This window comes from Phormidesmis sp. 146-12 (assembly GCF_052939495.1).
In genome coordinates this window covers 1-21,918 of the sequence record NZ_JBJPHS010000044.1, presented here as the reverse complement: position 1 = coordinate 21,918, position 21,918 = coordinate 1, and the positions used below count along the sequence as shown (strand labels likewise).

Annotated in this window: 19 protein-coding genes; 13 read left to right on the top strand and 6 right to left on the bottom strand. The window is 50.2% G+C overall.

Annotation, left to right across the window (positions count from 1 at the left end):
* Positions 1-33: 33 nt before the first annotated feature.
* Positions 34-858, bottom strand: a complete 825-nt coding sequence (locus ACKFKF_RS18635) for a hypothetical protein (protein ID WP_446869068.1) — start codon at positions 856-858, stop codon at positions 34-36.
* 482 nt (positions 859-1,340) lie between these two features.
* Here ACKFKF_RS18635 and ACKFKF_RS18630 point away from each other — a divergent pair, with 482 nt between their 5' ends.
* Positions 1,341-2,852 (top strand): UbiD family decarboxylase, encoded by a 1,512-nt coding sequence (locus ACKFKF_RS18630; RefSeq protein WP_446861813.1) that lies wholly within the window; start codon positions 1,341-1,343, stop codon positions 2,850-2,852.
* Positions 2,853-2,889: 37 nt separating this feature from the next.
* On the opposite strand, the gene ACKFKF_RS18625 is transcribed toward ACKFKF_RS18630, so the two are convergent.
* On the bottom strand, positions 2,890-4,386 hold the full coding sequence (locus ACKFKF_RS18625; RefSeq protein WP_446869067.1) for a hydroxysqualene dehydroxylase: 1,497 nt from the start codon (positions 4,384-4,386) through the stop codon (positions 2,890-2,892).
* A gap of 101 nt (positions 4,387-4,487) precedes the next feature.
* Here ACKFKF_RS18625 and ACKFKF_RS18620 point away from each other — a divergent pair, with 101 nt between their 5' ends.
* Together ACKFKF_RS18620 and ACKFKF_RS18615 are read left to right on the top strand one after the other, a co-directional pair.
* Positions 4,488-4,781 carry a DUF2470 domain-containing protein gene (locus ACKFKF_RS18620; protein ID WP_446869066.1) on the top strand — a complete coding sequence of 98 codons (294 nt, stop codon included), beginning with the start codon at positions 4,488-4,490 and terminating at the stop codon, positions 4,779-4,781.
* A 20-nt stretch (positions 4,782-4,801) separates the two neighbouring features.
* Positions 4,802-6,112, top strand: coding sequence for a glycosyltransferase family 4 protein (locus tag ACKFKF_RS18615; RefSeq protein ID WP_446869065.1), 1,311 nt, complete (start codon positions 4,802-4,804; stop codon positions 6,110-6,112).
* 17 nt (positions 6,113-6,129) lie between these two features.
* On the opposite strand, the gene kaiC is transcribed toward ACKFKF_RS18615, so the two are convergent.
* The 3 genes from kaiC to ACKFKF_RS18600 all read right to left on the bottom strand — a co-directional run bounded on the left by kaiC (position 6,130) and on the right by ACKFKF_RS18600 (position 9,075).
* Positions 6,130-7,683, bottom strand: coding sequence for a circadian clock protein KaiC (kaiC, locus tag ACKFKF_RS18610; RefSeq protein WP_446861809.1), 1,554 nt, complete (start codon positions 7,681-7,683; stop codon positions 6,130-6,132).
* Between the two features lie 125 nt (positions 7,684-7,808).
* The gene (gene kaiB / locus ACKFKF_RS18605) at positions 7,809-8,123 is read right to left on the bottom strand and encodes a circadian clock protein KaiB (RefSeq protein ID WP_446861808.1); all 315 of its coding nucleotides are present in this window, start codon (positions 8,121-8,123) and stop codon (positions 7,809-7,811) included.
* 61 nt (positions 8,124-8,184) lie between these two features.
* Complete coding sequence (locus ACKFKF_RS18600; protein ID WP_446869064.1) at positions 8,185-9,075, bottom strand: circadian clock protein KaiA; 891 nt, start codon at positions 9,073-9,075, stop codon at positions 8,185-8,187.
* 720 nt (positions 9,076-9,795) lie between these two features.
* Here ACKFKF_RS18600 and ACKFKF_RS18595 point away from each other — a divergent pair.
* From ACKFKF_RS18595 to ACKFKF_RS18555, 9 genes are all read left to right on the top strand, one after another.
* Entirely contained in the window at positions 9,796-12,969 is a 3,174-nt protein-coding gene (locus ACKFKF_RS18595; protein ID WP_446869063.1) for an ATP-binding protein, read from the top strand.
* A gap of 306 nt (positions 12,970-13,275) precedes the next feature.
* Positions 13,276-15,516 carry an amylo-alpha-1,6-glucosidase gene (locus ACKFKF_RS18590; protein WP_446869061.1) on the top strand — a complete coding sequence of 747 codons (2,241 nt, stop codon included), beginning with the start codon at positions 13,276-13,278 and terminating at the stop codon, positions 15,514-15,516.
* A 154-nt stretch (positions 15,517-15,670) separates the two neighbouring features.
* Positions 15,671-16,246: a hypothetical protein gene (locus ACKFKF_RS18585; protein ID WP_446869060.1), complete on the top strand. Its 576-nt coding sequence runs from the start codon at positions 15,671-15,673 to the stop codon at positions 16,244-16,246.
* Positions 16,247-16,756: 510 nt separating this feature from the next.
* A complete protein-coding gene (locus tag ACKFKF_RS18580) occupies positions 16,757-17,002 on the top strand; it encodes a hypothetical protein (protein WP_446869059.1) in 246 nt (81 codons plus the stop codon).
* Positions 17,003-17,081: 79 nt separating this feature from the next.
* Positions 17,082-17,483, top strand: a complete 402-nt coding sequence (locus ACKFKF_RS18575) for a hypothetical protein (RefSeq protein WP_446869058.1) — start codon at positions 17,082-17,084, stop codon at positions 17,481-17,483.
* Entirely contained in the window at positions 17,480-17,881 is a 402-nt protein-coding gene (locus ACKFKF_RS18570) for an HNH endonuclease (RefSeq protein WP_446869057.1), read from the top strand. Before ACKFKF_RS18575 ends, ACKFKF_RS18570 begins: the two co-directional genes overlap by 4 nt.
* Before the next feature lie 64 nt (positions 17,882-17,945).
* Positions 17,946-18,563: a DUF938 domain-containing protein gene (locus ACKFKF_RS18565; protein WP_446869056.1), complete on the top strand. Its 618-nt coding sequence runs from the start codon at positions 17,946-17,948 to the stop codon at positions 18,561-18,563.
* 319 nt (positions 18,564-18,882) lie between these two features.
* Positions 18,883-19,743 (top strand): hypothetical protein, encoded by an 861-nt coding sequence (locus ACKFKF_RS18560; RefSeq protein ID WP_446869055.1) that lies wholly within the window; start codon positions 18,883-18,885, stop codon positions 19,741-19,743.
* Between the two features lie 120 nt (positions 19,744-19,863).
* A complete protein-coding gene (locus ACKFKF_RS18555; protein ID WP_446861796.1) occupies positions 19,864-20,466 on the top strand; it encodes a DUF6391 domain-containing protein in 603 nt (200 codons plus the stop codon).
* Between the two features lie 120 nt (positions 20,467-20,586).
* On the opposite strand, the gene ACKFKF_RS18550 is transcribed toward ACKFKF_RS18555, so the two are convergent.
* Positions 20,587-20,961, bottom strand: a complete 375-nt coding sequence (locus tag ACKFKF_RS18550; RefSeq protein ID WP_446861795.1) for a phospholipid-binding protein — start codon at positions 20,959-20,961, stop codon at positions 20,587-20,589.
* A gap of 319 nt (positions 20,962-21,280) precedes the next feature.
* On the opposite strand from ACKFKF_RS18550, the gene ilvN reads away from it, so the two are divergent.
* Positions 21,281-21,799 carry an acetolactate synthase small subunit gene (ilvN, locus tag ACKFKF_RS18545; protein WP_446861794.1) on the top strand — a complete coding sequence of 173 codons (519 nt, stop codon included), beginning with the start codon at positions 21,281-21,283 and terminating at the stop codon, positions 21,797-21,799.
* The last annotated feature ends 119 nt before the right edge of the window (positions 21,800-21,918 follow it).

Here is a 21,918-nt window from a genome sequence, read left to right as displayed (position 1 = left end):
TTCGGTCTAGTGTCTTGATCTCCTGTCTTTGGTCTAGAGACTTTTTGGGGCGATCGCCACCGCCCGATCCAAACTTTGCGCCCGGTAAGTGTTGGGAGAATATTGGTCGAGGTGCTGAAATAGGGCAACTCTTGCAGTTTCTAAGCAGTGCGTTCCTGCGTTGCGGCAGGTGAAAAACTCCAGGGCTGCTTTGCCGTCGGGAAAGAGCCGCACCTTGGGCGACAGGTCTTTGATCCCTGAAGTGCGCCATTGCCACTGAGCAGACGGCAGCGAGTCGATCAGGTGATGGTCTGACCACTGGCGAGTTTTGCCCAATGCCCCAGATTCTAAAAGCTCTCGGCGCAAAATCGAGGCAATGACGTAAGACATGGGAGACCGATCGCCCTCCACCGCCTCCATAAAATCAGCAAGTACGCCCTTTGGCTCAGGCGGCTTGTCTCGACCCCCACACATTCTCAGGGCCTCTTGAAGATGGGCTGTTGTGCTTAAGGATTCGGGTAGGGCCCAGGTTGCGTTGATGCCGTCTAGCTCGCGCCCTTGCTCAAGGCGATACAGATAGCTGACAAGCCGCATTTCTGGTTTTAGCCTCAGTCCGGGTAGCTTGGCTAACACTGACCCAGGATTGACTGCACTGATAAACCATTGCCCTTGAGTGTTGGGGCTGTGAATTGTTTCTTCAGGAATACCGCCAAAGTGAAACAGATCCCCCAGTCCATCTAGCGAATCAGGCTCTGGTAGTTCTTCGCCGCCAGCAGACCACTTTTTAGGATGATTCTCGGAATCGGGGAAGGTCAGCGCACTTGTAAGATACCGACGAATCTTTTGTAGGGCTTCGAGGGGGACTTTCTGAGTTGCCATGAGCACCGGAAGAGAGCGTGCTTCTAAGATACCCAAACGATCGGGAAAGTGAGGAGGGAGGAGGGAGGAGGGAGGAGGGAGGAGTGTTCTAGCCAGGGATGTCTTAAATCTTCCATAGGTGAGGGAGTTTGAACCGAAAATTGCCTTCCTAAAACGAATTCATCCTCCATGCCTCCCCGCGAAGCGGATTACCCCCAAAGGGGGAACAGATCATCGAAGTTCTCCCTTCTCCCTCATAATGCTACCGTGTACACACAAGTCCGGAATCGCTTCGTTTCAATCGGCTTCAGCCCCCTAAATCCCCCATTCTGGGGGACTTTGACAAAGGAAAGATTTCCAAAGTTCAAAGCCATGACGACAGCTCAAAGTCCCCCAATTTTGGGGGATTTAGGGGGCGAAGGGTCTCGGCAATGATGGATCTAATCAACTTGTGTGTACACGGTAGCCCTCATAATGAGAAAAGACCTTTACATTGCTTCATCATGGCGAGAGATTTGCGGGGATTTATCAAACAGCTTGAGCAACGGGGCCAACTGCGACGGATTAGCGCTCCCGTAGATTCAGACTTGGAGATTGCCGAAATTGCGACCCGAATGTTGCAGCGAGGTGGACCGGGGTTGCTGTTTGAAAATGTCAAAGGATCGCCCTATCCCGTTGCGATCAATCTGATGGGAACGGTTCAGCGAGTCTGCTACGCCATGAATATGGAAACCCCCCAGGAGTTAGAATCGCTCGGCAAAAAATTGGCGCTGCTGTATCAGCCCAGACCTCCCAAAAAGATTTCTCAAGCGATCGACCTGGGTAAAGTTCTTTTTGATGTGATTAAGGCGAAACCCGATCGCGATCTCTTTCCCGTTTGCCAGCAGGTTGTTCTCAAAGACGATGAGGTCGATTTGACGAAACTGCCGCTGTTGCGTGTCTATCCCGGAGATGCCAACAAGGTGATGACGTTGGGGTTGATGATCACCAAAGATCCTGAAACCAAAATTGTCAACGTGGGCGTGTATCGCTTGCAGTTGCAGTCCAAAAACACGATGACGGTGCAGTGGCTATCGGTGCGGGGAGCGACTCGGCACTTGAGAAAAGCGGCTGCAATGGGCAAGAATCTGGAGGTGGCGATCGCTCTTGGGGTTGATCCTTTAGTGATCATGGCGGCGGCGACTCCCCTACCCGTAGACCTTTCAGAATGGCTGTTTGCGGGAATTTATGGCGGTAAAGGAATCAATCTTGCCAAGTGCAAAACCGTTGATTTAGAAGTGCCTGCGGATTCTGAAATCGTGTTGGAAGGAACGATTACCCCAGGCGAGACAGGTGTAGATGGGCCAGCAGGCGATCACATGGGCTACTACGGTGGCGTAAATGAGAAAGCGCCCTTGATTCACTTTAACTGCATGACGCACCGCAGAGATCCGATTTACCTAACCACATTTAGCGGTCGTCCTCCTAAAGAAGACGCAATGATGGCGATCGCTCTCAACCGCATTTACACCCCAATTCTCAGACAGCAGGTTCCCGAAATCATCGACTTCTTTTTGCCAATGGAAGCTTTGAGCTATAAGGCAGCGGTGATCTCGATCGACAAGGCCTATCCCGGACAGGCTCGACGGGCAGCTTTAGCATTTTGGAGTGCGTTGCCTCAGTTCACGTATACCAAGTTTGTGATTGTGGTCGATAAAGACATTAGCATTCGCGATCCAAGAGCCGTTGTGTGGGCGATTACCTCAAAAGTTGATCCTGCCAGAGACGTGTTTATTTTGCCTGACAATCCCTTTGACTCGCTAGATTTTGCGACTGAGAAGCCTGGTTTGGGCAGTCGCATGGGCATTGATGCAACGACGAAAATTTACCCCGAAACCGATCGACCCTGGGCGGCTCCGTTGAAGTCCGATCCCGATGTGGCAGCAATGGTCGAACGTCGCTGGGCAGAATACGGATTGGCAGACCTGCAAGCGGGCGAAGTCGATCCCAACCTGTTTGGCTACGACATGAGGTAAGCTTCGTGGGCGCTTCGGTACGGGGCATCCGAGTCAATTAGGGCAGCCAAAAATTAGGCAGTAAGGCTTTACCGAGATCTCGCAGCGATCGATTCACTTGTCGAGCAGCCTGAATATGAGGTTCGTCGGCTGCGATCGGGAGAATCGTCGCATGAGAGCCACCGAAGCGATCGATGACGCGATTAGCCGCTTCTAACCCGGTCACGTAGGCTTTTTCTTGTGACCAGGAGCCATGACGAGTCATGACCCAATCGCCGCTCATAAACAAGTTTTGCACGGGGGTCGATCCGGGCAGCATGGAGGCGTAGCTTCCGGGTGAAAAGTGGGTGACGGCTCTGGGCAGGCGAATCACACTACTATCAACGACGCGGGCATCGCCAAAGGCAGGAATACAGGTCGCCAAATCGCGGTGAACGATCGCCACAATTTCCTCATTGCTCAAGGGCAAAAACTGATTGGCGTGATAAAAGTCCGCTTCGACAACGGTTCCGGGTTCCTGCTGGTATTCGTCGTGCAGAGTGTTGAGGTCAAAGAACGTCCAGCCAGTTGTCTTGTCAAACCCAAAGCAGGCGTTTGAGGGGCGAGGAATGGCTACTTTGCGATCGAACCACAATCGAGTTGCCAAAACATCGATCGCACCCAAATTCATCACATTGCGAAACTCAGGAAATCGCTGCAAACTCGGACTGTTGCTGATGATTTTCTGCATTCCACTCACGCCCACGGCAAAAATCACCGCATCCGCTTCAAACACCTCATCCCCACACACAACGCCTTTAACCGAGGCAAAATCGCCATCCTCCAAACTTAGATCACTCACCCGCCGCTGCGTTAAAACCTTGCCGCCGATCGCCTCGATTTTCTCAACCCACGGGCGAAAAATCATTTCTCCAACCGTTCCGCGACACCAGACCACATCAAAATCGGGCTGATGAGCGAGGATAAAGTAATAGAGCATTCCCAAAGCTGCCGCCGCCGAACACTGCTCACCAGGCGCAAACAGACCGACCAGCAGCATCGGTTCAAACGAGTCTTTGTAAAGCCGTGCCGAAACGCCAAAATCTTTGAACAATTCTCGCGCCGTGATTGCGTCGTAACGCTTCCAGGCTTCATCGGAGTTGTCAAAATCGACGATCGAGTACAGCAAAGGCAGCGCAGAAAGCCGATCGATTAGAGGCAACCGCTGAAATTCTGTATAGAGAAAGGTGCCAAGGGGAGTCGGTAGTCGAGGCTGATCTTGAAAAATCGGCGAAACCACTTCCAACCCGGCTGGAGAATACTGAGACGATCGCGTCCAGGGCGTAAAGGGACTCAACCCCAACTCTTTGACCAGCGAGAAAATATTGAAATAGGGATACCAGAAGCCATGAATGCCTGCTTCTACAGACCGTCCTTTGGCTGTCTTCCAGCCTGCAACCAACCCGCCCGGATAGCTTCCTGCCTCTAGCAGCGTCACGTCATAGCCCTGTTTTGCCAGGTGATAGGTGGCTCCCAATCCTGCCCAACCTGCCCCAACGACCACCACCTTCGCCATAGACCACCTCAAACTGCTGTTTTTAGGATGGCACGATCGAGCATTTTGGGTTGGATTCTCCTGATGCTAAGATCCCAGACAGTGAATTGGATCTGTTGAAGATGTCAGAAGTTAGTAATGACGTGTTTTCTAAAGCCGTAAGCGATCGCATCTGTAAACACATGAATGATGACCATGCCAGTGCGATCCTGGTGTATGCAAAAGTCTATGGTCAGACGGCTGAGGCGACGAAGGCAGAAATGTTGGCGATCGACGCGACCGGAATGGATCTCAACGCGCAAGTGAATGGAGAACCCGTGTCTTTGCGGATTCCGTTTGACCATGTGCTAAAAGATGCTGAAGACGCTCACCATACGCTGGTTGATATGGCGAAGCAAGCACGTAGTAAGGGATGAAGTGGGATGAGGGATGAGGGATGAGGGATGAAAGGTTGGCTACAGAATTGGAAGCAATGCGGTTAGAAACTGGGTCGGAAAGTGACAATCTCTTTGAGTTACCTCCAAAGGGTCGATCAGATCCATCTGGTGATGAGCAAACTTCTTCATCCCTCCTCCCTCCTCCCTCATCCCTCATCCCTTCTCCCTCATCCCTCATCCCTTCTCCCTCATCCCTCAAAACCGTGTTTGTGTTTTTGGAAATTTTTTCGATCGAAGGTGGCATTCAGTCCTACGTGAAGGATATTTTGCAGGCGTATTCTTCGCGGGTTGGGGGGGCGGATGTTTTTTTGTTGAGAGACGGAGCGGATGTAGAGAATCCGTTTGAGGCAAGTTCGCTCAAGTTTCACTATTTGAAGACTCGTTCTGCAAGTCTGGGACGCATTCGATTAGCCGCCGTTCTGTTTGCTCATTTGCTCAAAAATCGACCGCGACGGGTTTTTTGTGGTCACATCAATCTGGCTCCGTTGATTCGGGCGCTCTGTCAGCCGTTGGGCATTTCCTATACGGTGCTGACCTATGGCAAAGAAGTCTGGGAACCGCTGCCTGAAAATAAACGCAGAGCACTTCAGCAAGCCGATCGCATCTGGACGATTAGCCGATATTCTCGCGATCGCTGCTGTGCAGCCAACGAAATCGATCCCAACCGTGTCGAAATGTTGGCTTGTGCGATCGATGGCACTGCTTTCACACCGGGGGCGAGATTGGTTGAACTGGTCGATCGCTATCAGTTGACAGGTTCAAAGGTTCTGATGACCGTGGCGCGTCTCTGGTCAGGCGATCCCTACAAGGGCGTGGATGTGACGATTCGGGCGCTGCCTGAAATTCTCCGCACCTTTCCGACGGTCAAATATCTGGTGATTGGGCGAGGAGACGATCAGCCCAGACTGGCGAAACTGGCCGAAGAATTGGGAGTGAGCGATCGCGTCGTCTTTGCAGGGTTCGTCGCGACTGAAGCGTTGGTCGATCATTATCGCTTGGCGGACGCTTACATCATGCCGTCTCAAGAAGGGTTTGGAATCGTCTACCTCGAAGCGATGGCCTGCGGAATTCCAGTTTTGTCAGGGGATGCGGATGGATCTGCTGATCCGCTGCAAGATGGTCAGTTGGGCTGGCGAGTGCCTCATCGCGATCCGTCTGCGGTGGCGGCGGCTTGTATTGAAATTCTTAAGGGCAACGATCGCCGCTGTGAGGGAACCTGGCTAAGGGAGCGATCGATCGACCTGTTCGACAAACCTGCCTTTGCACAACGGTTGAAAGCGCTAGTGAAAAGTGAGGAGGATTCCATTTAGAACTACTCTTTTTAGAACTACTCTTTCTCGTCCTTTACGCCCTTAACGATTCGGGCGAGATCCATCTTTTCGTCTACTGCAATTCGAGTGGGTGAGCCGCTGATGATTCGCTCAAAGTTGCGGAATGAGTCTTTGATGTCGGGGCCTTGAGCGCTGATTGTGTATTCCCGAATGCCTTTATCGTGCCACGAGCCGCGCATCTTAAAGACGTTGAGTGCACGAGACATTTCGCCGCGAATCTCGACGTATTGCAGCATGATGATCGTGTCGGTGATCGTCGAGATGTGGGAATCGGTGATCGAATGTGACCCCATAAACTGATCGGTGGTGTTGGTGAAAAACCCGGTGATTTCTTCCTGCTTGGCGAAGCCCGTCACCCCAATCACAAACTGACGAAAAGCATTGTTGCTCACGCCTCGCGCCAAGGCAGAGAGGGAATCGATCGCAATCCTCGACGGTTTAAATTCGGCAATTTCTGATTTGATGATTTGCAGATGATCCTCCAGTCCGGCGGATTCAGGGTAAGCGCAGATAATTTTTAGCAAGCCTTTCTGTTCTAAATCCTCAAAGTCGATGCCCCAGGAATAGGCATTTCGAGAAAGCTGGGCGCGGGATTCTTCGTAGGCAAATAGGATCGCCCGATCGCCTCGCTGACAAGCTTCCTGCAAAAATTTACTCACCAGCAGCGTTTTCCCAGTCCCGGTGGCACCCGTCGCCAAAATGATCGAGTCTTTAAAGAAACCGCCGCCACACATGCCATCCAGCGTAGTCACCCCTGACGAGACGCGAATATTGGACGATCGCTGAGTCAACCGCATCGCCCCCAACGGGAAGATATTGATGCCATTACGGGTGATCGTAAACGGATATTCGCCCTTCATGTGGGTCGTGCCCCGCAGCTTGAGAACTTCGATCGTGCGTCGTCGGCGTTCTCCTTCTAAGACATTCCGCACAATCACCACGTTGTCGGACACAAATTCTTCGACCCCAAATCGCGCGACCGGGCCGTATTCCTCCACTCGCTCAGTGGTCATAATCGTCGTCGCCCCCACCTGTTTGAGTCGGGCCACCAATCGAAAAATTTCGCGACGCACCACCGAAGCCGCATCATATTGCTGAAAGACAGCCGTTACTGAATCGATCGACACCCGTCTTGCCTTATATTTGCGAATGGCGTATTGAATCCGCTCGATCAGGGCTGAGAGATCAAAATTGCCGACAACATCCTGCCCCTCTGGATCGGGAGACGCATCTAAAATAAACAGCTTGCCTTCATCAATAAACTTCTGTAAATCCCAGCCAAAACTAAAAGCGTTTTTGATGATGTCAGCAGGCGATTCTTCAAAGGTGACAAAGATACCAGACTCGTCAAATTGGGTAATTCCGTTGTAGATAAACTGCACTGCCAGTAGGGTTTTCCCGGTTCCTGAAGTGCCACTGACAAGCGTTGTGCGACCGACAGGCAGCCCTCCGTGACTAATATCATCGAAGCCCTCGATCAGGGTGCTGATTTTTTGGACACCTGCCATATCGACTTGACTACTTTGGAGGCTTTGATTAATTGGATTCATAAGGTTGGTTTTCAAACAAGTGGAGCGAACTTCTAAAAATGGACACCCGCTCTGTTACATTTCTTTACTATGAGTCTATCTAACCAGATTTTTGGGTTGGTTTGACGAATTGTTTAACGATCGATTCAACTATCAATTTCTTCCTCGCGCAGTTCTTCGTAGAGAAGGTCTAGCCCGATTAAAACCTTTTCTCGATCGGAGAGATCCCCGATAATTTTACGCACAGGCGGCGGTAGAATTTTGGCCAGAGTTGGAGTCGCTAAAATCTTGTCTTCTTCCGCAAGCTGCGGATTTTTCAACACATCAATCACCTTTAGCGCGTAGACTCCCTGAAACTCTTTTTCAAGAATATTGTTTAGGGTCTTGAGCGCACGAATGGAGTTAGGCGTATTGCCTGCCACGTAGAGTTTGAGAACGTAGGTCTTCTTTAGGGGACTCATAGTTTAGCGATTAGCAGGCTGAAGGAACGGTAGACAGTTAAAGAAGAATAAGTGTAAGCCTTTAAGACTCTCTTGGAATTGAGCGCCGATACATTTCACAGAGATGAGCGATCGTATCAATCAAAGTCAGTCGATAATCCAGCAAAATCTCTTCGCTGCGCCCCTCTAATTTTAGCTGTTTAGAAAATTCGTCCATTAGCTCCATGTGAACTTCAACAATTTGAGCGACTGAAATATCTGCAAAAAAAGCGGTATTCACAAAGTCATCAATTCGTTGATTTAAGGCAGTTCCTTCAGAAAAGTAATTCAAAATGATTGCTCGATAGTCCAGTCTTAACTGAGTTAAAAATTCCTGTTGTTCTTTTTTAGAAGAGTTGCGAAAAAAGTTTTTTGGGTTGCGTTTGTAATAAATTCCTAAATAGCCCAGTCGCTCTTTGAGCTTTTCGGTGAGTCGTCGCTGTTGTAAAAGTAAGAAGTTTTGGGCGCTCAGGTCGGTGGTCAAATCGAGAGCAGGACTGCCCGGAAGCCGACAGGCAGGAGACAGATTGAGAAATTCGCTGATTGCCCGCTCAATGCCTTGGGGCAGTTGCTCTGTCTGGTTTGCAGAGATCCGCACCTCGCCCATGTGATAGAGAAAAGCTGGCTCAGGGAGATTATCTAGAGCACGATCGCCCGCTTGTCGCTCTAAAATCAGCAGCGGCAAAAGGGTGGCCTTTCCGTGGAGCCAGTTGGTTAAATGGGGCAAGTTGGCGGTGTCGTCAAGAATTAGACAATCAAGCTGCTGTTTTTGATGCTCGAGCAGATTGAAAAAGGCTTCATCCGACTCTGGCGCAGCAACCAGATAGCGATCGACACCCAAAGACTGCCGAATCGTTTGAGACAGCAGTTCTGAACTCAGGTACAGACACACAAATAAGTGAGGGCGCGGCAGGGGAGGAGGGGAGGCAGTCAAGGCTAGATAGACTCACGGGGATGAAGAACGGCAACGCTAAGAAATCCTTTGAGGCACAGAAACTCCAGGGGATTTCTACAGAATTACTTAATATTTGTTAAGAGCCATCATATTTGATTGAGGTTGTTTACGCCAACAGCAGCAATTTCACAACCGATTAAGTTCAGTATCAAGGTGGATGGAGGACTATTCACACTTCTCAATGATTCGTTAGACAGAAAGTTGTCTAGAACGCAGGATTAAGCAACTAAAGCTCTCTATAGTTTTTTAGATGTTTTTTTAGAACGATTCGATGAGTTTATTGAAGTCAATTTTTCTGCTTTGGGAAGGTGTTTTGTAGAACGCTGGCTGTAGGTATCGAATGAAGAAAAGTAGCATTGGATTTTTCTTCAGCGATCGCCCCATCCAGATCCATCAATACAAAGGCAGGACAAAGGCAGGCTTCAAAAGCGTTGCATCTCTCAGGGGGAGGGCATTCAAGCGCGCTATATTTGCCTTTGTTGCTAATGATTTCGAGAATGCAACAATCTGCCCTTTATCAGAGCAAGGTTCTAAAATAAGGGTTCTGAGTGGCGTTTTCTTCCCGCAGAACGGTGGCACAGTTGATCCACGATTCAATCTGTGAATCCAATACGGTCTACCAACCTGATCTAATTGATCGGGGTTGATCGGTTGAGTGCTACCGCTTCAGTTCTATCCTATTGCTCTAGCGGGTTTCCCATGTTCATGAACACTGCCTGTCTCAGCGATTTTCTCGAACCTGCACCGACCTGTTTCCAGACGGACACGCTGGCGGAGGTGCTGGAAGTTTTTAGTCGGGGAGGCTGCGATCGCCTGGTAGTAATCAATGAACAACGCTGCCCGATCGGACTGATTCAACTTCGCAGTCTGATGCCCGGCAATCCCGAAACGACGACTTTATTGATTGATTTTCAACGCGCTCTGTCGGCTGTGGGTGCCCCGCTTTTGGAGCCATTGCCTGCGTTGCCGGGTGACCTGTCGTTGAGCCAGTGTGCAATCGAATTTCGCGATCAGACGGAGCGATTTTGGGCCCTGGTGGATGGCGATCGTCATTTTCAAGGACTGATTGATAGTTTTTATGTGAGAAAGCTGATCGAGTTGGGGGCAGGGTCTCAAACTCCGACCGTCGTTGAGGAAACGCCAATCTCTGCGAGTTACCCGCAAGAAGTCGGCTCGACCGCGGGTTCTACACAGATTCCGCTCGAATTTGATGGTCTCAAGCAGCATTTGCGCGTTCAAATTGCCAAACTTCGCTCTCAGCTTCAACCAAAACCCCTTTTAGAATCGTCTGCCGTCCATCCGCTGATGCAGTTTTTGGAACGATTGCCGCTGCCGCTGATGCTGCAAACCAGTACTGGAAAGGCGCTGGCGCAAAACGCTTTGTGGCACGAGCAGTTTGGTGAAATTGTCGATCCGGGCTGGGTACAACGGGATGCCGATGCCGTCTTAGAGTTTGCGGCGCATCACCCTTCAGACTCAACGCGCATTGACTCGTGGGAACGGTCGATCGGCACTTCTAGCGAGTCTGCTTTAGCCAGCCTGTGTCACATCGGCTCAACGCCCAACACCTGTATTTGTGCTTGTCCGCTCAAGAATGGTCAAGAACGGATTTTGCAGTTGGTCAAGATTCCGTTGGGGGCAATGTTGCCAGAGATGAATCTGGGGCTGGCTGACCTGTGGCAAATGCCCGTGGTGAGTGATCAGTGGTCGCTTGAAGATTTTCGTCTGGCTAAATTGGACGGCGGCGACCCTGCGACAACACCGCGCCCCTGGGTTACAGAAGAAAGTCTGTGGCTGGTACTAGCTCAAGATGTCACCGAACAGCAGCAGTTAGCGAGAGAGTTGGCTGCCAAAAATGCTGACTTGGTGCAGCTTAACCGCCTCAAAGATGAATTTTTGGCCTGCATCAGTCACGAATTGAGAACGCCTCTAACGGCGGTTTTGGGGTTGTCGAGTCTGCTCAAAGACCAGCTATCGGGGGGATTAAACGAACGACAAATTCGCTATGCTCAGCTGATCTATCGCAGCGGTCGGCACCTGATGGCGATCGTCAACGATATTCTCGACCTCACCCGCATGGAAACGGGCCAGCTAGAACTCTCGTTGGAACCTGTAAACGTTCTCAATGTATGCGATCGAGCCTTTGAACAGGCGCAAAAAGTGCGATCCGAAGAAGCAAAGCCTGAAGCGGGCCAGGAAGTTGACTCGGCTGCCCCTTCTTTTATGATGGAGATCGAACCTGGGCTAGAAACCCTCGTCGCAGATGAGATGCGGCTGCGTCAGATGTTGGTCAATCTGCTGTCAAATGCGCTCAAATTTACTGAGTCACCGGGCAGAATTGGGCTGCGCGTCAATCTTTGGGAAGGCTGGGTTACCTTTACGGTTTGGGACACGGGGATTGGCATTCCTGCCGAAAAGCAGCATTTGATCTTTCAGAAATTTCAGCAGTTAGAGAATCCCTTAACACGACGGTTTGAAGGGGCAGGATTGGGACTCGTTCTCACACAGCGATTGGCCAGACTACACGGCGGTGATGTGTCGTTTGTCTCCAAAGAAGGTCAGGGCAGTCAATTTACCTTACTGTTGCCGCCGACTCACCCTCAGCCAACGATCGCTCTGGGCACTTCCCCTCTTCAAGCCTGTCGGACTGGACACAATCGCCTGGTGCTCGTCGTCGAAGCTGTTGTGAGATCGATCGAGCATCTCTCAGAGCAACTGTTTGAATTGGGCTATCGAGTCGTGATCGCCCGATCGGGCACCGAAGCGGTCGAAAAAGCCCGCAGGCTGCAACCCTGTTCGATTTTCGTCAATCCGCTCTTACCCACACTGTCAGGCTGGGACGTGCTAACCCTGCTCAAAGCCGATCTCCAAACGCAGCACATTCCCGTAATTGTCACCGCCACACGGGGCGATCGCGAACAGGCAACTCGCAATCAGGCAGACGGTTTCTTAAGCTTACCGATCGCCAGCAAAGCCCTCAAACAAACCCTGGCCCACCTGACCGAAGCAGCAGAACCCAGCGAAGCCTCGGAGAAACCTGTCGAAAGTCTGGTGATCTTACGGCTCAGTCCGATTCGCTATGGAGAACAAAGCCGCATTGGGCAACAGGCAACGATCGACCTCAACCATTTACTGCATCGCCACAATTACCGAGTCCTAGAAGCGGACGATCTCGAACAAGCTGAACTGTTGGCTCAGGTGTGGAAGCCCAATATTGTTTTGTTAGACGCGGCCATGCCCGACCCGATCGCTTACATTCGTCGTCTGAGTGAGCAGTCGTTTTTGGCTTCGTTGCCGATCGTCACGCTGGATCAAGCCACGACTCAAGCGGCCAACCAAATTGCTGGACTGTCGATCTTTCCTTGTCTCGCGCCCTTAATGGAACAGTCTGTATCATCGGGACAGTCAGAAACCTCAGCGTTGTTGCAGGTGATTCAAGTTGCGGCGGGGTTTGCGTGGCGGCCGTCTGTGTTGGCGATCGACCTGGCACATCTCAATCATGAATCTGCCAGAGAATCTGAATGGGTACAGGCGATGATGCAGTATATTCAGACTGCTGGATTTCGGGGAACCGTGGGGCGATCGTGGGCAGAAGTTTTGCAAAAACTCCAGTCTCAAAGCGTCGATCTGCTGCTGATCTGCTGGCACGACACCAAGATTTATTCGGCGACGCTACAAGCCGTCTCAAGCCTGAAATCGCTCAAATCAAAGCCGCCGATTCTCGTGTTGGATCATCGTCAAAAATCGGGCGCGATCGACTCCCCCGAAGTCAAAACCTTCTCAGAACTGCTGAACGAATTGGCCGTCCCCATCTTGCCCCAGTCGCTTCAAATGGAAGAATTGCTGAGTCAAATTAATCAAATCCTGACATAGCTATTTCTTGAAAACCTAGATCATTGTATTCAAAATTACATTGAGTTTTCAGATTTCCAGAAATTGTACGGAAGTTTGATTTCAGAACTGAGCGACTTTGATTTTTTGCGTCTCAACTATTCTGAAAATCGTTGATTTACCTAAGCAAAACTAAGGAGTGAAATCCTGATCTACGGGCAATCATGCACGGATGAAAGTTAAAATACTAACCATCCGGATTTAGGCTAAAACTCCGACGATCTTCCGGCAAAACCAGATTAAATTTGGTTCCAGAAACCCCATACATCACTGGAAAAACTTGGCTTCATGTCCCCAGATATCATTGAATTTGACGGTAGAAAGTTCGTCCCGGCAGACCAATTGCCGATCCCAGAGTGGGCTTGCGTTCTCAACGAGCGTCCCCAACCTGTCTTGACATTAAAAGATGATGATCTCTTTTTGCTCACGGACACGTTTGGCAACATTGGCGGAAATGCAGACGACGGCCGCAATGGCAGCATGGGGTTATTTTGTAACGACACTCGCTTTCTCAGTCGCCTGGAAATGCAAATCGATGGTCGTCCCCCAATTTTACTTAGCAGCACCGCTGAAAAAGGGTTCGTTCTCTCAGTGCTGTGTACCAATCCTCGTCTCGAAAAGATTCCTGCGGAATACATTGGCATCAAGCGAGAACTGGTGCTGAATGGGGGACTGTTTGAAGAAATCGAAGTCGCCAACTACAGCACAGAAGCCGTCAGTTTTGAGATCAGTCTCAGCTTTGATGCCGACTTTATCGATCTGTTTGAAGTGCGCGGTGCCCAACGAGAACAACGTGGGAAACTGCTACGATCGCTCCCCGACACCCTTTCCTTAGATCTTCTGGACGACGAAACCGATCGCCCCCCGGTTGAGATGTCGCTCGCTTACCAGGGTCTAGACGGGACTTTACTCGAATCACGCCTGCAATTTTCTCACCATCAGCCCGATTTTCTCAAAGGCTACACCGCCGTCTGGAAACTGGAGATGGCTTCTCACGAGACCCTAACCCTAGGCTATCGGCTGCAAATGTTGGGCAACGGACGATCGGTTTCCCACGTTAACGCCCCCTACACGCTGTCTCAAGCCAAAGCGGCCGAAACGATGGAGGAGCAAACCTGGCAACAGCAAGTAACGCAGATTCGATCGGACAAAAGCACGTTTAACCGTGTGATCGAGCGGGCAGAACAGGACGTGTATCTCTTGCGTCAAAGCTTTGGTAAGAATAAGGCGCTTTCGGCGGGGGTTCCCTGGTTTTCGACGCTATTTGGGCGCGACTCGATCATTGCCGCTTCTCAAACGCTGTTGCTTGATCCCCAGATTGCCCGTGAGACGCTGACGATTTTGGCCCACTACCAGGGCAAATCTGAGGACGAATGGCGCGACGAACAGCCCGGTAAGATTTTGCACGAAATCCGGTTTGGCGAAATGGCCCGCTGTCAAGAAATCCCCCATACGCCTTATTACGGCACGGTCGATGCTACGCCGCTCTGGATCATGCTCTACGCAGAATATTTCTCCTGGACGGCGGATCATGAAACCCTGGATCGGCTGTGGTACAACGCACTGGCCGCGATGGAGTGGATCGATCGCAACCTCAAAGAAACGGGTTACCTCAGCTACGCCCGCAAATCAAAGCGTGGACTCGATAACCAGGGTTGGAAAGATTCGGACAACTGCATTGTGAATCGTAAAGGACAGCTTGCACGGGGAGCCATTACGCTGTGTGAGGTGCAGGGCTACGCCTACTCGGCCAAAGTGCGCCTCAGTCAGATTGCGCGTATGAAGAAGCGGATCGATCTCGCCGATCGCTGGGAAGAAGAAGCCAGAGATCTCAAGATGCGCTTTAATCGAGACTTTTGGATGGAGGATCAAGATTTCTGTGCGCTGGCATTGGATGGAGACGGCAATCATGTAGACAGCATCACCTCTAACCCCGGTCACTGTTTGAATCTGGGCATCTTCACGCCAGAGAAAGCCTACAGTGTTGCAGAACGGCTGCGCGGGCCGGATATGTTTAATGGTTGGGGCATTCGTACTTTGAGCAAGTCATCGCCGGCCTACAATCCGATGGGCTATCACATTGGGTCGGTCTGGCCTCACGACAATGCGATGATTGCGATCGGTCTACGGTCTCTCGGTCTGATCGATCAGGCGCTAGAACTGTGTAAAGGACTGTTGGATATGACGCGTCACCAGCCGTATCAGCGTCCACCAGAGTTGTTTTGTGGCTACGATCGCACCAACGACAATGCCCCGGTGCAGTATCCAGTCGCTTGTTCTCCGCAGGCTTGGGCGACGGGCAGCATTTTTCAACTGGTGCATATGATTGTCAACCTGGTGCCCGATGCGCCTGGAAACTATCTGCGAATTATTGATCCCTCTTTGCCGGAGTCGATCAATTATTTGTCGCTACAAAACCTGCGAGTCGGTCAGACGTTATTGGATCTAGAATTTGAGCGATCGGGGTCTTCTACGTCTTGTCGAGTCTCTAAAAAGCGGGGCAATTTGCGAGTCGTTATCGAAGCGTAAAGGTTTGAGAAATCCAGAGTTTGGGAAGTCAAATCAAGCGATCGACGCTCTCAAATTCTGGATAATAAATGAAGCGATCGGGATACAAATGGCAAATTTTGGATAGCATGACAGCACCGCTTCCCTTGTCGAATTCTATTCACTCCTTCAGATTATGGCAAAGCGCAAAAAAGACGACCTTCGCTGGATCAAAGAGACGCTGGAACTGAAAGAAGACCATCGCTGGCAATCGAAACCAGGATACAAAATATTTGTCGCCGACCGCGGGGCCGTGCGCTTTGATGTGCCCCATGATTGGCATTTTGAGCCAGATGTCAAGTCGTTTAAGTTTCTCGATCGCAAGCCCCCCGATGATGATTGTCGTCTAGAAATGTCGTTTAACCGTCTACCTCAAGGAGATTGGAGTCTGTTTCCTCTTCAGCACACGCTTAAGAAGATTGTGGAAGACGAAAAGCGCAACGTGATCGAAACGGGGGAAATCATCACGCTCAAGCGCCAAATCGCCCGCATTGTCTGGACAGAAGTCAAATTTATCGATGCTGGAGAAAACCGGGAAGCCTTCTCTCGAATCTGTATCGGGCTGGGGTCTAACGTGCAGTGTTTGATTACGTTTGACTATTGGGCAGATCAAGCCGATCGCCTGACTCCAGTCTGGGATCAAGTCCTCGATTCGCTGGTTTTAGGTCTGTATATTCGCGATCCCAAAACAGGTCTTGCCTTCCCAGATTGAAGCAATGGTGCGATGAATGCGATCGTTCTGCTCACGAGTTGCACCCTTTGTTCTGTTTGTCACGCTTATGCGTTGCTTGCTGTCGCTTAACTTTTTCTTATTACTGATGTAGCGATCCAAAGCAGCAAGTGAGTTGTCATAGTCGAGGCTTCTCCCGCAATCAGAACTCCTTCTCCTACATTTGGCTGCGATCAAGGAATTCTAAGCGCAGCTTCTTTTATAGTAAGTGCGGCTGAAGCGATCACAAGTTCTGCTTCTTGCTGAATCAGTTGCGATCGAGTGATCCTGAGTGTAGTTCGTTGTACGCTGAGTGAAGCAAATTCACCTAAACCTATTCCTCCTATTGATGCCTTCAACCGCATCTTATACCAAATACACTAGTTACTGATACAGATCCTCGCCCCCTAAATCCCCCATTTTGAGGGACTTTGAAACGGCTTCCCTGATTGGTTTTTTCAAATCTGAGAGATAGAAATCGGTTAATTAACTGATTTTTATGAGTATCATTTGTTGGTTGATTTGGTATTAGAACCAGAAATCGCGATTTATGTGCAACGCAAACTGGAGTTTCTTGGCTCTAACAAAGCTAAGAAAATCGTTGCGGGATTGCAAGAAATTAGTAAGAATAAGGGTCACCAACCTTTTCGGAGTTTTGCTGAAATTTCAAGCATGTTGAAAGAGAAGCGGAAAAACGGATCAGTAAGTTTAATCTCTGCAAACAAAATGTTAGAGATAGTAGACCGCTGGAACTACTAGCAGCTTTTGGTTTGTTAAAGCTTCTGGATTGCAATTTAACTGCTCGTTAATACCTGTAACAAGCTGTAAATAGCGTGAATTGAGTGAACTATCTTTGATTCCAGAAGTGGGTAAAGACATGACGACTGTTGCTATCTTGCCAATTTCCGACATTAATGGTGAGCGAATCTATGAAGCGATCGCCGGAGACAAACGTTCCATCGGCAAAACTGTGGGTGAGGCCTTGGATGGGCTGACAGTCCAGTTAGAGAACGAAGAATTCAGCGCACTTCTGGTGATTCAGAGCTTTTCTCCTGACAATCTTTTTGGTGCCAAGCAGCAAGAACGCCTGTCTGAGTTAATGAACCTCTGGCGAACTGCACGAGATAGCGGACAATCCCTCTCCCCAGCCCAACAAATAGAGCTAGACCGCTTAGTAGAAGCTGAGTTAAAAGCAGCAACGGCACGATCGGAAGGAATTTTGCAGCAAGTCATCGAATGAATCCCTTTTATGTACTGACCGCCGATCGTGCGGCTCATCGCTGTGAATACTGCCATGCTCCCGAACTCGTCTTCAACTTTCCCTTTGAAGTTGAGCACATTATTCCTGTCTATCGGGGTGGTGCAGATGCAGAATCGAACTTGGCCCTCGCTTGTCGATCCTGTAATCTTCGTAAAGGAATGCGTATCAACAGTAAAGATCCTGAATCTGAGACTGAAATGCGCTTGTCCAATCCAAGAATTGACCAATGGAATGAGCATTTTCAGGCAAAAGCCGAGTCCAGCAGAATTTTAGGCATAACTTCGATCGGAAGAGCTACTGTGGATTGTTTGGACTTCAACAATCAAACACAACTGGGTGCACGCCGACTATGGAGCCGACTCGACCTATTTCCTTAGTCTTTTGAGTTTGGTAACACGGGCACTGTACAGATAATTTCAGAATAATTAAGAACTGTAAGCAATGGACGATCGCCAGTACGCACCCGCCACAGAACGCAACCGAGAAGCTATTTTAGACGTGCTTTTACAAGTTTTGCCGCCCACGGGTACCGTGTTAGAAATTTCTAGCGGCACTGGAGAACACGCCGTCTTTTTTGCTCCCCGCCTCGCCCACCGCCACTGGCAACCCTCTGACCCCAACCCGATCGCCCGCAACAGCATCGCCGCTTGGCAAACCCATCACCCCGCCGACAATTTGTATCCCCCGATCGCGCTAGATGTGCGAGACCCCATCTGGATCGTTGAGCAACGTCAAGAACCGATTACCGCGATCGTCAACATCAACATGATTCACATCGCCCCCTGGTCAGCCTGTCTGGGTTTATTGGATGGAGCCAAACGAACGCTTCCACCCGGCGGAGTTCTCTACCTATATGGCCCCTTCAAACAAAATGGCCGTCACATCGCCCCCAGCAATGCCGCATTTGATCAAAGCCTCCGATCGCAAAATCCTGAATGGGGAGTTCGAGATTTAGAAGAAGTTGTGTCCGTTGCCCAATCTCAACAGTTACATTTAGTCAATGTTGTACCCATGCCCGCCAATAATTTGTCTGTGATTTTTCAGACATCCAGCAGTTAAATGAAATCAACTTTACGCAGCGCCTAACTGAATTTGGGACTTACTTCAAGGATTGCGATCGCTTTGCTTGCAAAATAAATTAATCGATCGCTTTAAATTTAGGGCATACTTAATTCATCTAGAAAGCTAACCTCAAATTTAAGAAGTTTTAACGAGTTTCAAAGTTTCCAGAATTCACTCATTTAAGATTGATTCAAAAGCTTTGATGATCTGAATCTGCAAGCGCCTGAGTTGGTTGCCTACACAGATTCTTCTCAAAAGATTCAACTTAGACAGAGGACGCGACGCTATCTTGAAATGGAGTTTTTGGGGAGAGGAAATGCGTAGACCTTTACTGATTGCATGTGCAGGAATATTGGCGCTCTGGGTAGGTGGCTGCGGCTCTGAAGACACTGCCAGCACGCCAGAAGTAAGTCCTTCTCCCGCAGCAGAGGCCACCCAAAGCCCAACCGCTACTCAAGGCTTTGCAAAACCTCTGGTGGCTGAGAAAAACGCCGCTAAGAAAGGGCAGATTGCCAACAGTCGAGTTCCGGGGTTGCTTCAGTCTACTGACCCAGAAGAGCGGGCCCGCCAAGTTCAAGCAGGCATCAACGTTAGAAGAACCCAGAACGATCCCTTTGCCAGCCTGCCTCCCCTAATTACATTGAGAACTCCTGCCGGAACGTCTGGCGGCATAAGCCCTTCTGAGAGAGGCAACACAGGCACTGAGACAGCCCGACAGCCCCAGCTTCCTGATTCTTCTCGTTCTCCGCAAGGAGGGTCTGACCGGAGAACGGCAGCCAATCCTCCGACCAGAGCCGTTCCTCAAGGCACCCCCTCTGCGCCTGGTCTGCGACCTAGCGTTCCGACCATTAGCGCTTTACCGCCTCTGCCAGAGCCAACTTTAGCCAGAGCCGTCGAAGTGAGTGGCGTGGTCGTCGTCGGTGGAACTGCCCAAGCGATCGTCAAAGCGCCCAACGAGTCCACCAGCCGTTATGTTAGCGCCGGACAGCGCCTCTCTAATGGTCAAATCTTGGTGAAGCGAATTGAGGTGAATGCTGGGTCAGATCCGATCGTCATTCTGGAGCAAAACGGTATCGAAGTTTCCAGAGGGGTTGGCGAAAAATCGAGTCCAGCTGGCGCACCCACGGCGCTCTCTCCGAGTTACCCGCAAGGGGTCGTTCCTCGCAACTTTGGTTAATCAGCCGATATAGACCACGCTAACTTACAATTTGCAACACTCAGCCATTTTGAGAAAGCAGACGCTAGAGTTAAATCATAATTTGACCTCTACAGTCTGCTGACTACGGAGTGTGCTGCGATGACGACAACAATCAACCCATCTCCCGACTTTTGGACTACTGTACTTCCCACACCTCAGCCAACCCAGGACGCTGACTTGATCCATCAAATTGGGTTTATTCCAGGGCTGAAGGATCTTTTAACCCTGCGACAGGTTCATGCCTTAGAGCACGCCACGGTTTGGATCTTGAGCAGTGGATCAACGTCAGAGGGGGATGCGCTGGGAGGACTGTCTACCGATCGCGGCTTTTACCTTTATGGTCAAGTCAAAACGGCGGATGTCAGTCGGGCGGTGAGTCAGGCCTTGAGACGCATTACTCAGGGCGAATGGGATTTGGCCGTCCATCCGCGCTGTGGCACAAATATCTCAGTAGGGATGGTACTGACGGCAGGGTTAACGTTGGGCGTTTCGGCACTGTTGCCACGGGGGCCGATCGAGCAGATTTTAGGGTTAGGGTTGGCTGCCACAACTGCCGCACAGTTGACTCCTGAATTGGGGCGATTTGTACAGCAATATGTGACGACAGCGATTCCTTTTAATTTGACGGTGCAGAGCATCAGCGTCGTGCAAGATTATTGGGGTCGTCCTGCTCACTTTGTGCAAGTGCATTGGGTCGAGTAGAAAAGTCGAGTCGAAGGACAAAGTAACTCAGTAAGAAACTCAATAAAGAGACTCAATAAAAAACCTCAATAAAAAAGTAGCCCACTTTTGTAGGCTACCATCAGCAAAAATTTGCAAAGACTAACCAACCTGGACTTGAGCCGCATCGACCGCGCTGGCTCCGTTGACATTGTTAGCGATCTCAACCAGCTTATTGAGAATTTCTTGGCTGGGGGCTTGACCCTTCAAGACAACCGTTGTGCCCAGTTGAGCCACATAAACGTGATCCACATCTGCCACCATTGGGTCTTGATCAAAGGCTAAAGCCACTCGCTTGGCAAGTCCACTCTGGTCATATTCACCGTTGAGTCCGACTCGCTCAGGGGGAATTGTTTCAGCGGCGACGGTGGTGTCTCCGGGGGCATTCGTCGGGGCCTGTGGAACGGGTTGCCCACTCACGGCTTGCTCAGGATTTTTTGGCTTTTCTTGTCCAAACAGTCTTTGTAACCATCCCATAAAACGCTTGCTCCAATTCAACTTACAGAGATTGATTAGACCGGGTAGCCCGTAAAGACGCATCTATCTATAGAGAGAATAATACTGAGTCTGTCAAAAAGCAAAGTGTTTTTGAAAACATACTGCGGAGATTTCTTGAAGTTTGAGCAGATTCTTGTGGGGGTTGGCGGTCAGATTTGGTTGCGATCGCTCCTCCGCACGATAGGATAGATCAACGGCTGCTTGAAGCTCAATTTCTGCTGAAGGATGGCAGAGATTCCGGTCGAGGTATTCTGGCTTCAATCAAGCCTTAACCCATCACAGCATTTTTTCCAAGGCAATGAAGCACACCCTTTCTGTTCTGGTTGAGGATGAAGCCGGAGTTTTGACTCGGATTGCAGGGCTGTTTGCCCGTCGGGGATTTAACATCGAAAGTCTAGCGGTCGGCCCCGCAGAACAGATGGGCGTATCGCGCATTACGATGGTCGTGCCGGGAGATGATTCCAGCATTGAGCAACTGACGAAGCAACTCTACAAACTGATCAACGTGATCAAGGTGCAAGATATTACTGAGGTACCTTGTGTCGAGCGGGAGTTGATGCTACTCAAAGTGAATGCGGGGAGCAACAATCGATCGGAGATCGTTGAGTTGGCGCAGATCTTTAGAGCCAGAGTGGTAGATGTGTCCGAAGATTCTCTGACGCTCGAAGTGGTAGGCGATCCGGGGAAGATGGTGGCGATCGTGCAGGTACTCAATAAGTTTGGGATTCGAGAAATTGCTCGCACAGGAAAGATTGCGCTGACTCGTGAATCAGGCGTTAACACTGAGTTTCTCAAATCGCTGGAAGCAAAAGTTTGAGTTTTAGACAAGTCGATTTGGTGAAGTTTCTTCGCTGCGTTGTTTAGCGCTTCTGCCCCACAACCCCCCATTCTGGGGTAGGGTTGATTTATTCTATGGGAAGGAAATGTAGGCTAAGA